Origin of the sequence: Halobacillus halophilus DSM 2266 (genome assembly GCF_000284515.1) — a bacterium.
GTDB classification, from domain to species: Bacteria; Bacillota; Bacilli; order Bacillales; family Halobacillaceae; genus Halobacillus; species Halobacillus halophilus.
Genome location: NC_017668.1, coordinates 1 through 15815, shown reverse-complemented (window position 1 = coordinate 15815; position 15815 = coordinate 1). Strand labels below are relative to the sequence as shown.

The following is a 15815-nucleotide window of genomic DNA, read 5'->3' as shown; positions in this document are numbered from 1 at the left end:
CTCAAGAACCCTAATCCACGTATCAGCTATTTATTGACTGCGATCCTGCATACGCTGGTCAGCAGCAAGAGTAGACATTTCCATGCCCTTCATAGCTGTGCCCAAACCTCTGGAAAGTTCGCCAATCAATTTGTAGTCATCATAATGCGTAGTAGCTTCTACAATCGCACGAGCAAAGCGTTCCGGGTCATTGGATTTGAAAATACCTGAACCTACGAATACTCCGTCTGCGCCAAGCTGCATCATCAATGCTGCATCAGAAGGGGTAGCAATTCCACCGGCTGCAAAGTTTACGACAGGAAGGCGTCCGGCTTCACGGATTTCCATAAGAAGATCAAATGGAGCGCCATTGTCTTTCGCATAAACCATTACTTCATCTTCAGATAAACCGCGAAGATGACGGATTTGGGATTGAACTTGTCTCATATGACTGACGGCTTCTACGATGTTGCCTGTACCAGGTTCGCCTTTCGTACGAAGCATAGAAGCTCCTTCACGGATACGGCGTGTAGCTTCTCCTAAGTTACGGCATCCGCATACGAATGGAACGGTATAATCGTCCTTTTTGATGTGATAAACTTCATCGGCCGGCGTCAGCACTTCACTTTCATCGATATAATCGACACCTAAAGCTTCTAGGACACGTGCTTCTGTAATGTGGCCGATACGAGCTTTTGCCATGACCGGAATAGAAACAGCATTCATAACGTCTTCCACGATACTTGGATCTGCCATTCGAGCTACGCCTCCAGCTGCACGAATATCCGCTGGTACGCGTTCAAGAGCCATTACGGCTACCGCTCCCGCTTCTTCAGCTATTTTTGCCTGTTCAGCATTTACAACGTCCATGATGACGCCGCCTTTTTGCATTTCTGCCATTCCGCGTTTTACGCGATCTGTACCTGTTTGTGACATACTATATTCCTCCCTGAATGGACTGTATATGATCAATCATTTGCATGATGTGAATCCAAAATTCCTTAATTTCTATTGTAACTTAAAAAAGCCTAAAATCCTACCAAATAAATTGGCATTAACTGTTAGAACCAACTTTTCACCATATCGACAGCTCCGGTGAAAATATCGCTAAAGAACTCACCGACTCCGCCTATCATAAGCATAAACCAACTGGATTTTTCAACCGCTCCGGTCGTAACCAAATCTACGGAATTCTGGTTTTCGGATAATAGATTGTCATAGGATTCTTCTCCATTGTAAACAAGAGAAGCCGATCCTACTTTGGCACCTTTTTCAATAGGAGCCACCAGCTTTCCATCCTCATCCAATTGGTCTTCTGAAAGATTATATTCTATGGAGTATTGGTCATCTTCCCCATTTTTAACCAGCGTTTGAAGATCCGTATTGGTCTCTACCGATACCTGATCCTCTTTTCCTTTAGCTACTTCGATTTCAGATTCACCTTCCAGTTGATAGCCCGCCTCATACAGCGTCTGTTCCTGGAATTTCTGGAAACCATAATCAAATAATTTCGCTGTCTGCTGGAAACGGGAAGCTCTTGAATCAGTCTTCATAACAACTGCAATAAAGCGCTGACCATCTTGTTCAGCTGTCCCTGTAAACGTGTTACCTGCAAGTTCTGTGTAACCAGTCTTTAAACCGTCAACCCCGTCGTAACCAAACTGTGAGAGGGCACCGGGCATGTCTGGTATCATCCAGTTCCAGTTTGTAATGGTCTGGCCATCAAACTCGGCTGTTGGCTGACTCGAGATATCTAAAGATTCAGGGTAATCATTAATTAAGTGGTAGGCAAGAAGTGCAGAGGATCGTGCTGAGAGCATATTGGTCGCATCAGGGGCTGTCCCTTCAGGATAGTTATCTCCCAGGTGAGAATTATTCAGTCCAGTGGAATTAACGAATTCATAATCCGGAAGTCCCATTTCCTTAGCCTTTTCATTCATCATTTTCACAAATTCTGCTTCTGTCCCTGCAATCAATTCAGCAAGCGTAATGGTCGTGGCATTATCCGAATTGATGGCCATCGCTTTATAAAGTTCTTCTACTGTGTAATCTTTATTCATTTTCAAGCCAACGCCGGAAAAATTAGCATTTGCAGATATATCATAAGCATATTGGCTGATCTGTGTAGTGGTATCCCAGCTGATGCTGCCCTTCTGGATCGCTTCCATAACGAGGTACTCTGTCATCATTTTCGTCATACTAGCTGGAGGTAGAGTAAGATCTGCCTCTTTCTCAAATAAAATCTTACCAGAATCAGCATCTACTAGAATAGCAGATTTCGCTTCTACATTAACTGTAGCCGCGTATGTATTCCCTGGATTCATCCAGACTGCGGACGTACTCAAAATAAAGGCCAACATGACGGCCAGGGATGTATTAAAAACTTGTTTCAACTTTCTCGACCTCCACCCACAAATTATGTATTATACCTTCGTTATTTTATCATATGGCTTAACAAAAGAATAGACAGGGAAATAGTCCCTGTCTATAAAAATTACTCAGCTCAAACGGAGTAATTTGGTGATTCTTTTGTAATTTGAACATCGTGAGGGTGACTTTCGCGCAAGCCCGCTCCGGTAATTCTCGTGAATTTAGCATCCGTACGCAGCGCCTGGATCGTTGGGGTTCCGCAATACCCCATACCGGATCGCAAACCGCCCATCAGCTGGTGAAGGGTATCTGCAAGAGGTCCTTTATACGGCATACGTCCTTCGATCCCCTCTGGTACCAGTTTTTTGGATTCCTGACCACTTTGGAAGTAACGATCTTTAGAACCGGATTCCATAGCCCCTACAGATCCCATTCCACGGTAAACTTTAAAACGGCGCCCCTGGAAAATTTCGGTTTCTCCCGGACTTTCTGAGACGCCCGCCAGAAGACTTCCAAGCATTACTGCATGGGCCCCTGCCGCAAGAGATTTTACAATTTCACCTGAATATTTAATTCCGCCATCGGCAATAACAGGTTTGTTATATTTCTCCGCTTCCATCGCACAGTCGTGAACCGCAGTAATCTGTGGAATGCCTACGCCGGAAACGACACGGGTTGTACAAATGGACCCAGGACCTATGCCTACTTTAATCACATCGGCACCTGCTTCAATTAGTTCGCGTGTTGCTTCTGGGGTTCCTACGTTGCCGGCGATAATATTCATAGAAGGATACTTGCTTCGAATACGCTTCACTTGATCGATTACGCCCTGGGAATGTCCGTGGGCCGTATCGATAACTAAAGCATCCACTCCCGCAGAAACAAGCTTATCAACCCTTGTCATAGCATCTGCTGTTACCCCGACGGCAGCAGCGCAGAGAAGACGGCCATGTTCATCCTTCGCCGAAAGCGGAAATTCGATAACTTTTTCAATATCTTTAATAGTGATTAGACCTTTTAGGATGCCTTCGTTGTCCACTAATGGAAGTTTTTCAATTTTGTATTCCTGAAGAATCTTCCCAGCTTCCTCTAACGTAGTTCCCACAGGTGCCGTTACCAGATTTTCGCTTGTCATCACTTCACTGATGGCCATGGAATAGTTATCGATGAAACGCAGATCGCGGTTGGTAAGGATCCCCACCAGCTTCTGTTCTTCTTGATTATTCACAATCGGCACACCTGAGATTCTGAATTTACCCATCAAGTGCTCCGCATCAAAAACCTGATGTTCAGGAGTCAAAAAGAAAGGATTCGTGATCACTCCGCTTTCCGAACGTTTTACACGATCCACCTGCTCAGCCTGTTCTTCGATCGACATATTTTTGTGAATGACACCGAGACCGCCCTGTCTCGCCATTCCAATTGCTAGACCTGCTTCTGTGACTGTGTCCATTCCAGCACTGAGAACGGGCATATTCAGTTTCAAGGTAGGCGAAAGCTCTGTAGCTAATGAAACGTCACGAGGTAATACATCTGATTTGGCAGGCAGTAGAAGGACATCATCGAACGTTAAGCTTTCTTTCTCAAATTTATCTGCACGCATGCTTGATCTCTCCTTTTTCAAATAGTTTGGGTAAAGGTGGGGAATAATAACCGATAACTACGTAAATTACTTTCTTATTGTTATTTACAATACGACAATGACTGTTGTTTTTCAACCATAAAAAAATCCCATAAATCCCCTGTCTGGACTGCTTTCCAGACGCTTTCACGGAGCACGATGTAGTTAAAGCGCTTTCTGCTTTGCTTGCAAAAATGAGGATAAACTTGATGAAAGGAGATGCGCTCCCATGCTTAAGGAAGAAACCATTCTAAATTATTTACAAGTTACCGCTCACACCAGACCATTTTTACTGGCCTGTTACGAAAAAACAAACAACCCGAAAGCTTCTCACCATGCTTATCAGAACGCGGAACGATTTATATATGGTTTAAATCTGGGAAGTGACTACTGGGAATCTGCAAAATCGACTCCACTGAGTGTCCAGCCGCTCCTTTTATATTATGGACTCAATCACTACTTAAAAAGCTGCCTTCTAACGGTAGATCCAGGTTACCCTGCTACGGCGAAGGTTTTAGCTCACGGTTTGTCGACCAGAAAAAGAAAGAAACAGCATTACCGCTTTTTAGAGGATGATATTCGAGTTCAGCCCCATGGATTATTCCCTCATGCAGCAGATCATTTGTTCCAATTCTCATCGTCAAAAGAAAAAATCTCGATGGATGAATTGCTGCGTCCCTTAGAAGCTATGGCTCCCATCTATGCCTTTAAAAACGTAGATCATCCGCCCGCAGATGAACCCTGGCCTCCGCTACTCGCTTATTTTGCCGTTCTGTATAACTTAAGTATGCTAGTTCGCTACGAGGGTGAATGGTGGGGAGAAATGCAGCAAATGAGGGACCGGGAAGACTATGTATTTATCATCGAATTTTTAAAGAGTGCCAGCGAACAGATTCCTGTGTTAATCTCTGCATGGTTAAAAGACCAGCTGACATCTGTTTTTTGATATCAGCTGGTCTTTCGTTACCCCAGAATTTCTTCTATATGTAGATGCATATGTTCTTTTAAATGATAAATTTCTCCATCGTCTTCTAAACGAATCATCGGCCTTGTGGGATGAGTTTGATCTACAAAGACAATTTCCGCCCGTCGATTATTGGAAAGTCTTATATTCGTGCCGGTTGAATAATTGGTCATTTCTTTGACTAACACTTGAATAATGGTGTGATCATAGCGTCCAAACTGTTCCTTAAGAACATTCTCAAGGACTTTAAACGGAGAATGCTTTTGGCGATACACACGTTCTGAAGTCATGGCATGGTACATATCACTAACCGCAACGAGCTGACTATAGGGATGAAGTTTGGTATGGTTCAGTCCAAGAGGATAACCGGTTCCGTCCAATCGCTCGTGATGCTGTAAAATAGCAAGCTTGGCGGGGCGGCTCAACTCCTGAATGTTTTCCACCAGACGGTAAGAGTGTGCAGGGTGGTGTTTAATTTGTTCAAATTCGCGTTCTGTGAGCGGAGCCTCTTTATCGATGACACGTTGATCGACCTTCGCCATTCCAGCATCACTGAGTAACCCTGCAAGTCCTATTTGACTCCACTCCCCGTACTCATAGTCCATTTTATAAGCTAAATAAGAGGCCAGCACACTCATCGCTACACTATGGTGATATAGGTAATCCCAGCTTGAGGAATAATGATGAAGTCTGAAAATCACACGCTTCTCCTGAACAGCACTTTCTAATAAAGGCACCATTTCTTCACGGATCGCTTTAATATTGAGGGACCCTCCTGCCCGCCACTCCGAAAACCATTTCTTATAGGATTCAACGGCATGTACGTACTGGTCGTGAAAGGTAACGTTCTCACTTGACTCATTACACCCTGAAGGCTGTGTTTCGATCGGTTCATCATCTACTGGTTGTTCCGGAACAAAAGGAGAACCGTCTGAAAGTTTATTCGCAACTTCTACGGATTCAATTAGAAACTTCTTTAACACTTGAATATGTATAGGATGAACCAACGTGTTTTTAGGGATAATTGGATTTTTAGTACGTCCCATTACATCTTTTGTTATTAAACAGCCCGTAACCAATTGGGAAGGGTGCAGCCGCATATCATTTTCCACCTCTCTTAAAAGGAGTATAACCATTGTGATCCACTAAAATATCTTACAAAAAGCCGCCTGCCGTAAAATTCGACAGGCGGCTTGGCATTTCCCAGCAAACGGGGGAGGTTATTCTTCAGGAGTGTCTTCCACTTCTTTCGATTCCTCTGATGATGTTTCTTTATCTTCGTTCTTTTCAATTGCTTCTTCAATGATTTCTTCTTCTTCTTTTTCTGATTCCACACGAGCTACCGTGGCTACTTCTTCCCCGTCTCCAAGACGGATCAAGCGGACACCCTGAGTGTTCCGTCCAGTTTCAGAAATGCTTTCAAGCGGCATCCTGATCAGCACGCCACTTTCCGTGATAATCATGATATCTTCTTCACCATTCACGGCCTGGGTAGCAACGACATAACCATTTTTCTCGGTAAGGTTACACGTAATAATTCCTTTACCGCCCCGATTGGTAATGCGGTAATCCGTTGCCGGTGTCCGCTTCCCATACCCTTTACTTGTGACGGTAAGAACCTGCAGGTCGTCCTCCAGGATTTCCATGGATACAACGCGGTCGTCGTCTCTAAGCGAGATTCCCTTCACACCTGCAGCTGTACGGCCCATTGCACGGATTTGATCTTCGTTAAACCGGATGAGATAACCATTTTTGGTACCAATCATAATATCCTTTTGGCCATCTGTCAGTTTCACGGAGATCAATTCGTCGTCTTCCCTCAGTCCGAGTGCAATCAGACCGCCGCGGCGGATGTTCGCAAATTGAGAAAGGGTCGTCCGTTTGGTGATTCCGTTCCTTGTTGTAAACAGAAGGTACCAATCATCGACGAAGTCTTCTACGGTAATGACGGCATTAATCCACTCATCCCGCTCAATATTCAGCATATTGATAATTGGAATCCCTTTAGCTGTTCGGCTGAATTCAGGAACTTCATAGCCTTTAGCCTTATATACTTTTCCTTTATTGGAGAAGAACAGCAGCGTATTGTGGGTGGAAGTGGACAGTAGATGTTCCACAAAGTCCTCTTCGTGTGTGCCCATTCCTTGTACACCACGTCCGCCTCTGCGCTGTGAACGGTACGTGTTAGCAGGGAGACGTTTGACATAACCTTGATGCGTCAAGGTTACAATAACCGTTTCCTCCGGTATTAAGTCTTCGTCTTCAATAAAGTCACTGCCGCCCAGCAAAATTTCAGTACGACGTTCATCGTTAAAGCGTTCTTTTACGTCTTCTAGTTCTTCCCGGATAATTTCCAGAACTTTCTCTTCATCAGCAAGGATTGCTTTCAATTCAGCAATAAGCTTCATAAGATCCTGGTATTCGTTTTCAATCTTTTCACGTTCTAAACCAGTCAGACGTTGAAGACGCATATCCAGAATAGCTTGAGCCTGGCGATCGGACAGCTCATAACGCTCCATTAAACCACTTTTGGCAATCTCAGTCGTTTGTGACTCACGAATGAGCGTAATCACTTCGTCTAAATGATCCAGAGCTACTCGAAGCCCTTCCAGGATATGAGCTCTCGCTTCCGCTTTACGAAGTTCATAAGCAGTTCGACGCTTGATGACTTCTTTCTGGTGCTCCAAATAGTATTCCAGGCACTGTTTCAAGTTCAATACTTTTGGATGACCTTTAACCAGAGCCAGCATATTAATACCAAATGTGGATTGAAGAGCCGTCATCTTGTAGAGGTTGTTCAACAGCACATTTGGATTAGCATCCCGTCGTAATTCGATCACGACGCGCAGACCATTACGGTCGGACTCGTCCCGAAGGTCCGTAATGCCGTCAATTTTTTTGTCGCGGGCAAGATCTGCTATTTTCTCGACAAGACGAGCTTTGTTCACCTGATACGGAAGCTCCGTAACAATTAAGCGTGCTTTCCCATTCGCCTGTTCTTCGATTTCTACATTTGCCCGGACGGTAATGGATCCTTTTCCAGTTTCATAAGCTTTTCGAATACCGCTTAGTCCAAGGATTTTCCCAGAGGTTGGAAAGTCTGGACCATAGATGTGGTTTTCCATCAAATCCTGAATGGTAATATCCGGATCTTTACTGACGGCAAGTACAGCATCGATCACTTCACCCAGCTGATGAGGAGGAATATTCGTAGCCATCCCTACCGCGATACCTGAACCACCGTTTACCAGTAAGTTCGGGAATTTGGCAGGTAAGACAAGAGGTTCCTTTTCCGTACCGTCATAGTTGTCATCATAGTCAATTGTATCTTTATTGATGTCTCGCAAAATCTCCATAGAAATTTTGGACATTCTTGCTTCCGTATAACGCATAGCGGCAGCGGCGTCGCCGTCTACAGAACCGAAGTTTCCGTGTCCGTCCACGAGCATATAACGGTAGTTGAAGTCCTGAGCCATACGCACCATCGTATCGTACACAGCCGAATCACCGTGCGGGTGATATTTACCGATAACCTCCCCTACAATACGGGCAGATTTTTTGTGAGCTTTATCGGAATGCATGCCTAAATCATGCATTGCATACAAAATCCGGCGGTGTACAGGTTTCAAACCATCACGGACGTCAGGCAAGGCACGTGCCACAATAACACTCATGGCATAATCCAGGAAGGATGTACGCATTTCCTGGCTTATATTAATTTCCTGCACGCGTGGGCGTTCGGGTTGATCCACCATTCTATTTACCTCCTAATAACCTATAAGGGGAGAAAAGCTCAACAGAGCCTTTCCCCATCCATTTACACTGTTTCTATTTTTATCGTGACTACCATTTGTTTATTTCTTATACATCCAGGTTCTGGACATATTGAGCATTTTCCTCAATGAAGTTACGGCGTGGTTCTACCTTGTCCCCCATCAGAATATCAAAGGTTTCGTCTGCTCCAATCGCGTCTTCCAGACTCACTTGTAGCAGCGTCCTTGTCTCGGGATCCATTGTGGTCTCCCAAAGTTGTTCCGGGTTCATCTCTCCTAAACCTTTGTAACGCTGGACGCCTGGTTTTGGAGAGTTTGGCAGCTCTGCAAGCATGGTATCAAGCTGCTTATCACTATACGTATAATAAACGGCTTTCCCTTGCTGAATTTTATAAAGAGGCGGCTGGGCGATATAAATATAGCCATGTTCAATCAAAGGACGCATATAACGGTAAAAGAAGGTTAGAAGAAGCGTTCGAATATGAGCTCCGTCCACATCAGCATCCGTCATAATGACGATTTTATGGTAGCGGGCTTTAGAAATATCGAAATCCTCTCCGATTCCTGTACCGAGCGCTGTAATAATCGCACGAACTTCATTATTTGAAAGGATTTTATCTAAGCGAGCTTTCTCTACGTTAATAATTTTTCCGCGCAGAGGAAGAATTGCCTGGAAATGCCGGTCCCGGCCCTGTTTCGCAGATCCTCCGGCTGAGTCACCCTCAACCACGTAGATCTCTGAAATACTGGGATCTTTAGACGAACAGTCCGCTAATTTACCAGGAAGGTTGGAAACTTCAAGCGCATTTTTACGGCGAGTAAGCTCACGTGCTTTCTTTGCAGCCATACGGGCTCTCGAAGCCATTAGACCTTTTTCCACTACAATTCTTGCCATGTTTGGATTTTCAAACAGGAATTTGGAGAAGCCTTCTGAGAATAACGCATCGGTGACCGTACGCGCTTCACTGTTTCCAAGCTTCGTCTTTGTCTGTCCTTCAAATTGAGGATCAGGGTGCTTAATCGAAATAATAGCGGTCAATCCTTCACGGACATCATCTCCGGTTAAGTTCGGATCCATATCTTTGAACATATTATTTTTACGGGCGTAATCGTTAATCACACGAGTGAGTCCGGTTTTAAAGCCGGATTCGTGTGTTCCGCCCTCGTACGTATGAATATTATTCGCATACGAATAAAGATTGCTGGCAAAGCCATCATTATACTGAAGGGCGATTTCAATAGAAATGTCATCCTGTTCACTTTCTATGAAAAATGGTTCGTGGAGCACTTCTCTCGTACGGTTCAAATGCTCGACATAAGAGCGAATACCGCCCTCATAATAATAGCTTACCGGCTCTTCATCTGTACGCTTATCTTCAATCGAAATCGTTAAGCCGCGATTCAGAAAAGCAAGCTCTCGTGTACGAGTAGCCAGTGTTTCAAAGTTATATTCAACGGTTTCGGTAAAGATTTGTTCATCCGGTTTAAACTGAATGCGTGTTCCAGTAATTTCTGTATCTCCGATGACTTTCAAATCTTCTTCCGGCACCCCGCGGTGGAAAGCCTGGTAGTGAATCTTACCATCACGGTGGACGAATACTTCAAGTTTTGATGATAAAGCATTCACAACGGATGCCCCTACACCGTGGAGTCCTCCAGAGACTTTATAACCTCCTCCTCCAAATTTCCCTCCGGCGTGAAGAACCGTCATAATGACCTCTACTGCAGGACGTCCTGTCTTTTCCTGAATCCCTACAGGAATTCCACGGCCGTTATCTGTCACGGAGATGCTGTTATCTTTCTCAATCATCACTTGGATCTGGTCACAGTGACCAGCCATCGCTTCGTCAATACTGTTATCTACAATTTCCCATACAAGGTGGTGCAGTCCTTTTTCGTTCGTCGAACCAATATACATTCCCGGGCGTTTACGAACCGCTTCCAGCCCTTCCAGTACCTGTATCTGGCTCTCATCATAGGATTCTTTTTCAATTATGTCTTCCTTCATGGTACTCACCTACATTTCTCAAGTGGTTTTACTTATGAACTCTATTACGGACGATCTCCTCTTACCCACCTGACTCTTCTGAGAAGTCTTCCAGTTTATTTAACGTGGTCTTCATATTGGCCCTCTTCTTTAAAGTGAATACGGAAAGCGGGCTGAAATATATATAATCATTTGTAATGACGATGGCTTTCACATGATCTTCTTCTGTTTCCACCACGCGTCTGTTTTTCCGCTGATTAAAAATCATTTCCTCGATAATAGAGGACGATGTCATCAAACTGTGATCGATAATCGCTACCACATCTTTTGATTGGATGACATGATCGTCACCGATATGAATGAACAATTTGCCACCTCATTTCTCTACTTCGATCGTTCCTTCTCTAACATGAAAGATCTCTGCATGCTCCAAAGCTTCATGTTCAATTCCATCTATACTAGTCGTTGAAACAAAGGTTTGAACTTTCCCCTGAATGGTATGAAGCAGATGGGACTGCCGGTAATCGTCCAGTTCGCTGAGCACATCATCGAGAAGAAGGATGGGGTACTCGCCGACTTCACTATGAATGAGTTCAATTTCCGCAAGCTTCAGTGAGAGGGCAGTTGTTCTCTGCTGTCCCTGGGAACCATAGGTCTGAACATCTTTTCCATTCACATAAAATATAAGATCATCCCGGTGGGGACCCGCAAGCGTAGTCCCCCTTTCAATTTCCTTTGTTTCAATTTCTGAAAATTTTTCCATGTATATTTTCTTTATTGTGTCCAAATTCATATCCTCTGATACTTTGACACTTGCATTATAAGAAATATCAAGTTTTTCTAGTTTCCGGCTTATTCCTTCATGAATGGGAGTAGCCCATGAACGGAGCAGCTGCATAAACTTAAACCTTCGATCCACAATCGTCGCTGCATGCTCCATCAACTGATCCGTCAATACGCCAAGCATCGTCCGGTCAGCGTGAGGCTTACGCTGCAAATCTTTCAGCAGGTGATTACGCTGACGGAGGATCTTTTGATATTGTCCTAAATGATAGATATACGTCGGTTGAATCTGTCCGATTTCCATGTCGATAAACCGACGACGCACCTGAGGGCTTCCCTTGACCAGGTTAAGATCCTCAGGTGCAAACATAACGACATTCAAAGCACCTATGTAGTCACTAAGGCGCTTTTGTTCAATATGATTTAATTTCGCTTTTTTCCCTTTGGTCGAAATGACAATCTCGAGAGGAAAACGGCGATTCCGTTTAAATATACTCCCTTTTATTTTACCATACTCGGCGTCCCATTGTATTAATTCTTTATCCCTCGGGGTCCGGTGTGATTTTGTAAAGGCTAAAGCATAGATCGCTTCCATCAAATTGGTCTTTCCCTGGGCGTTTTCACCAATAATGACATTTATCTTATGATCGAATGTCAGGGACAATTGATCATAATTTCGAAACGACCGAAGCGACAGCTCATGAATGTACATAAGTCAGGTTCATTTCACCTTATTCTTCACGTACAACCGTGAAGCTGCCAAACTCTTCTATTTCGACTGTATCTCCCAGGTAAAGCTTACGCCCACGACGGTTTTCCAACTCTCCATTTACAAAAACTTCAAATTCACTAAGGAATAATTTAACCATTCCACCAGATTCCACAACGTTGGATAATTTTAGAAACTGACCAAGCGGGATATATTCCGTTGATATTTCAATACGTTCGCTCATTTTCATTCACCCTATTCCATGAATTCACCTTCTTTTTATTTTACTAAAGATGAAGGTGTAAGAAAAGTCCAAGAGATTTATTCTGTTTCAGCGGCTCACCATAAGAAAAGGCACCGCTATGATTTCATAACAGCGCCTCTTTTAAACTAGTACTATATTCGAATGACTGACATACCTTTTATACTAACACGTTTTTTATAAATCAGTAGGTGCGGACAGGCAGGATCAGCTGGAGAATTTGTTCGTCATCTACTGGACGAATTAAGAAAGGACGCATCGCTCCAGTGAATTCTACTTTTACTTGATCATAATCCACAGCTTTTAAAGCATCCATCATATATTTAGCACTAAAAGAAATCTTTAGATCTTCGCCGTTTACTTCATCTGCTGTTACTTCTTCAACCACATTTCCTACTTCAGGTGAGTTACCTGTGATTTCAAGGTGGTTGTTTTCTTTCGTAACTAAACGAACGACGTTATTACGATTTTCTTTTGCTAATAGAGAGGCCCTGTCGACAGATTGAAGCAATTCTTTCGTGTCGATTTTCACAATTGTTTTGCTCTGTTCAGGAATTAAACGCGAGGTCTCTGGATAATTCCCTTCCAAAAGTCTGGATAAGAAGTAAAGGTGCTTCGTACGGAACAATACCTGGTTCTCCGTGACACTTACTTCGATCGTATCTTCTGAATCATCAAGAATTTTATTCAGTTCAGTTAAGCTTTTACCTGGAATGACGACTGGGGGCAGATTCTTGCCTTCTGGATGCTCCAATGGAATCTTCCTGGATGCCAGACGATGGCTGTCCGTTGCAATAAATTCGAGTTCTCCATTTGCGATACGCACGTGAACGCCTGTCAAAATAGGTCTTGTTTCAGAAGTCGATACCGCAAATACAGTTTGACGAATTAAATTCTTTAATAAATCAATAGGCAGCTCAAAGCTATCCTCGGTATGTAACTGAGGAAGCTGGGGATATTCTTCAGGATCCTGTCCATTCAAATGGAATTCAGCATTACCTGAGCGAATAGTAACATTTCTGTAATTATCACTTTCAATTTCAACGGTGTTTTGTGGAAGTTTACGAACGATATCAGGGAAATACTTAGCCTGCAGTACTAGACTCCCTGGTTCAATGTTTTCAACATAAACGATTCCATCTTCTTCTTGTGGAATAAAAGATTCAATCGAGATATCTGAATCACTTCCGGTCAGTTTTACACCCTCTTCACTAACTTCTAATTTCATTCCAGTCAAAATAGGGATGGTCGTTCTTGATGAAATAGCTTTCATGACATCCTGAACGCTTTGCATCAACTGCTCCCGCTGAATTATAAATTTCATGAATACCTTCCTCCTAGTGAACCTATATTATATATTTATTTTTTATTAATAAACCGTAATAGTAATAGTATGCGCTGTGGATTTGTGGATAACACGATTCAGACCAAACAAACTAAGGTTATCCACATGTGTATAAGTTGTTGATGGATGTGGTACGGTTATTCACATTATCCACGTTACGTTTTCAGCTGCTCTTTAATTTCATCCAGTTCTTTTTGAAGCTGCTGATCGGCTGCGACCATTTTAGAAATCTTCTCATGAGCATGGATGACTGTCGTATGATCACGTCCTCCAAATTCTTCACCAATCTTCGGTAAAGAAAAATCGGTTAACTCTCTTGATAGATACATAGCGATTTGCCGTGGAAAAGCAATGGTTTTAGTGCGCTTCTTCGCTGGAAAATCTTCTAATCTAACATTATATTTCTCTCCAACCATTTCCTGAATGGCTTGAATTGTAATGACTTTAGGCTTAGAGCTTGGAATGATATCTTTTAACGCTTCAGCTGCCAGAGAAGCATTAATATCACGATTAATCAAAGACGAATAAGCGACCACTCGAATAAGAGCTCCCTCCAGCTCACGAATGTTTGTATCGATTTGATTCGCGATGTAAAGCATCACTTCGTTTGGAATATCCAGCCCTTCTGCATTGGCTTTCTTACGCAGAATGGCAATCCGCGTCTCTAAATCCGGCGGCGTAATGTCCGTAATCAATCCCCATTCAAAGCGGGAGCGCAATCGATCCTCAAGAGTCGGTATTTCTTTAGGCGGCCGATCACTGGAGATCACGATCTGTTTGCTTTCCTCATGAAGAGTATTAAACGTATGGAAGAACTCTTCCTGGGTCTGTTCTTTACCTGCAAGAAACTGAATGTCATCAATTAAAAGCACATCTACACTGCGGTATTTATTACGGAAGTTGACGGCTTTATTGTCTCGAATTGAATTAATAAATTCATTGGTAAACTTTTCAGATGATAAATAAACGACTTTCGCATTTGGATTATGATCCAGGACATAATGGCCAATCGCATGCATCAGGTGTGTTTTTCCCAGTCCGACCCCACCATAGATAAACAGCGGATTGTAAGCTTTTGCCGGTGCTTCTGCCACCGCCAGAGATGCTGCGTGGGCGAAGCGGTTTCCTGAACCGATCACAAACGTATCAAACGTATATTTAGAGTTGAGCATACTTTGCGGTGTTTCTTCATTCCCATTATTCTTCACATCAGGAACCTTCTTGGATGACAGCTTCACATCATCCATCGATTCTTCTTTCGTTTCCGGAATAATAAATTTTGTATCTAACTCCGCTCCTGTCACTTCATAGAGCGTTTCCGTAATCAATCCCTCATATTGATTCTCAAGCCAGTCTCTGGCAAATTCATTCGGAGCTACAATGGTCAGGGTATTTTCGCTAAGAGAATCAGCTTTGGTAGCCTTCAGCCATGTTTCAAAGCTTGGCTTACTGATTTTTTCTTTAATATGCTCCAAGGTGTTATTCCAAAGTTCGTGTATGTTCTCCAAATTGTTTCACCCCTTTCTCTATAAATGGAAAACAAAAAAACCTTTCGTTCTCTTTTTCGAACGTAGCAAAAGGATCGAAAGGTTGTTGTATAAGTTTTGTATACTCTTTATCGTTAGAAAACTTCTAATTTCAATGTGGATGTGAGATTCGCGACATACAAGACTTATAGAAAGTTATTTTCACTATCCACATCCCTGTGCATAAAAGCATATACAGGCGTGTTAATAAATGTCCACACGTTATCCACAATCTGTGTATAAGATTTTAAGCACTCAGAAGTCATTCACGCTTAAACACAAATATAATACCAAATAAAAACTGGAGTTGCAATGATTTAGGGGAACTTATCCACAATTACCACACCTTGTAGACAACAGCTATCCACAACACTATATTTTGTGAATACCTTGTCGATATTTGGTGTGGACAGTCAGCTGGAGTCGAAAAAAATATACACACAGCCTGTGGATGTTCGCTGAATGTATTTTATTTTCGCTTATTTCACTAAAAAAA

12 protein-coding genes are annotated in these 15815 nt (G+C 43.0%); 1 reads left to right on the top strand and 11 read right to left on the bottom strand.

Annotation, left to right across the window (positions count from 1 at the left end; genetic code table 11):
• Nucleotides 1-30: 30 nt before the first annotated feature.
• From pdxS to guaB, 3 genes are all read right to left on the bottom strand, one after another.
• The gene (pdxS, locus tag HBHAL_RS00075; RefSeq protein ID WP_014641310.1) at nucleotides 31-915 is read right to left on the bottom strand and encodes a pyridoxal 5'-phosphate synthase lyase subunit PdxS; all 885 of its coding nucleotides are present in this window, start codon (nucleotides 913-915) and stop codon (nucleotides 31-33) included.
• A 125-nt stretch (nucleotides 916-1040) separates the two neighbouring features.
• On the bottom strand, nucleotides 1041-2372 hold the full coding sequence (locus HBHAL_RS00070) for a serine hydrolase (protein ID WP_014641309.1): 1332 nt from the start codon (nucleotides 2370-2372) through the stop codon (nucleotides 1041-1043).
• Between the two features lie 110 nt (nucleotides 2373-2482).
• The gene (gene guaB / locus HBHAL_RS00065) at nucleotides 2483-3952 is read right to left on the bottom strand and encodes an IMP dehydrogenase (RefSeq protein WP_014641308.1); all 1470 of its coding nucleotides are present in this window, start codon (nucleotides 3950-3952) and stop codon (nucleotides 2483-2485) included.
• Nucleotides 3953-4199: 247 nt separating this feature from the next.
• On the opposite strand from guaB, the gene HBHAL_RS00060 reads away from it, so the two are divergent.
• Complete coding sequence (locus HBHAL_RS00060) at nucleotides 4200-4916, top strand: YaaC family protein (RefSeq protein ID WP_014641307.1); 717 nt, start codon at nucleotides 4200-4202, stop codon at nucleotides 4914-4916.
• A gap of 17 nt (nucleotides 4917-4933) precedes the next feature.
• Here the strand turns inward: HBHAL_RS00060 and HBHAL_RS00055 are convergent, their stop codons facing one another.
• The 8 genes from HBHAL_RS00055 to dnaA all read right to left on the bottom strand — a co-directional run bounded on the left by HBHAL_RS00055 (nucleotide 4934) and on the right by dnaA (nucleotide 15301).
• The gene (locus HBHAL_RS00055) at nucleotides 4934-6034 is read right to left on the bottom strand and encodes an HD-GYP domain-containing protein (RefSeq protein ID WP_014641306.1); all 1101 of its coding nucleotides are present in this window, start codon (nucleotides 6032-6034) and stop codon (nucleotides 4934-4936) included.
• Between the two features lie 120 nt (nucleotides 6035-6154).
• Nucleotides 6155-8689, bottom strand: a complete 2535-nt coding sequence (gene gyrA / locus HBHAL_RS00050; RefSeq protein WP_014641305.1) for a DNA gyrase subunit A — start codon at nucleotides 8687-8689, stop codon at nucleotides 6155-6157.
• Nucleotides 8690-8795: 106 nt separating this feature from the next.
• Nucleotides 8796-10715 (bottom strand): DNA topoisomerase (ATP-hydrolyzing) subunit B, encoded by a 1920-nt coding sequence (gyrB, locus tag HBHAL_RS00045; RefSeq protein WP_014641304.1) that lies wholly within the window; start codon nucleotides 10713-10715, stop codon nucleotides 8796-8798.
• Between the two features lie 61 nt (nucleotides 10716-10776).
• A complete protein-coding gene (remB, locus tag HBHAL_RS00040; protein ID WP_014641303.1) occupies nucleotides 10777-11061 on the bottom strand; it encodes an extracellular matrix regulator RemB in 285 nt (94 codons plus the stop codon).
• 9 nt (nucleotides 11062-11070) lie between these two features.
• Nucleotides 11071-12189, bottom strand: coding sequence for a DNA replication/repair protein RecF (gene recF, locus HBHAL_RS00035; RefSeq protein WP_014641302.1), 1119 nt, complete (start codon nucleotides 12187-12189; stop codon nucleotides 11071-11073).
• A gap of 19 nt (nucleotides 12190-12208) precedes the next feature.
• A complete protein-coding gene (yaaA, locus tag HBHAL_RS00030) occupies nucleotides 12209-12430 on the bottom strand; it encodes a S4 domain-containing protein YaaA (protein ID WP_014641301.1) in 222 nt (73 codons plus the stop codon).
• A gap of 202 nt (nucleotides 12431-12632) precedes the next feature.
• On the bottom strand, nucleotides 12633-13772 hold the full coding sequence (dnaN, locus tag HBHAL_RS00025) for a DNA polymerase III subunit beta (RefSeq protein WP_014641300.1): 1140 nt from the start codon (nucleotides 13770-13772) through the stop codon (nucleotides 12633-12635).
• Nucleotides 13773-13948: 176 nt separating this feature from the next.
• Nucleotides 13949-15301 (bottom strand): chromosomal replication initiator protein DnaA, encoded by a 1353-nt coding sequence (gene dnaA, locus HBHAL_RS00020; protein ID WP_014641299.1) that lies wholly within the window; start codon nucleotides 15299-15301, stop codon nucleotides 13949-13951.
• Nucleotides 15302-15815: the final 514 nt, after the last annotated feature.

Excerpts from the sequence above, each read along its gene's own strand:
- pdxS (WP_014641310.1), bottom strand. The coding sequence starts at position 915 with ATGTCACAAACAGGTACAGATCGCGTAAAACGCGGAATGGCAGAAATG.
- guaB (WP_014641308.1), bottom strand. The coding sequence starts at position 3,952 with ATGCGTGCAGATAAATTTGAGAAAGAAAGCTTAACGTTCGATGATGTC.
- HBHAL_RS00060 (WP_014641307.1), top strand. The coding sequence starts at position 4,200 with ATGCTTAAGGAAGAAACCATTCTAAATTATTTACAAGTTACCGCTCAC.
- HBHAL_RS00055 (WP_014641306.1), bottom strand. The coding sequence starts at position 6,034 with ATGCGGCTGCACCCTTCCCAATTGGTTACGGGCTGTTTAATAACAAAA.
- gyrA (WP_014641305.1), bottom strand. The coding sequence starts at position 8,689 with ATGGTGGATCAACCCGAACGCCCACGCGTGCAGGAAATTAATATAAGC.
- gyrB (WP_014641304.1), bottom strand. The coding sequence starts at position 10,715 with ATGAAGGAAGACATAATTGAAAAAGAATCCTATGATGAGAGCCAGATA.
- recF (WP_014641302.1), bottom strand. The coding sequence starts at position 12,189 with ATGTACATTCATGAGCTGTCGCTTCGGTCGTTTCGAAATTATGATCAA.
- yaaA (WP_014641301.1), bottom strand. The coding sequence starts at position 12,430 with ATGAGCGAACGTATTGAAATATCAACGGAATATATCCCGCTTGGTCAG.
- dnaN (WP_014641300.1), bottom strand. The coding sequence starts at position 13,772 with ATGAAATTTATAATTCAGCGGGAGCAGTTGATGCAAAGCGTTCAGGAT.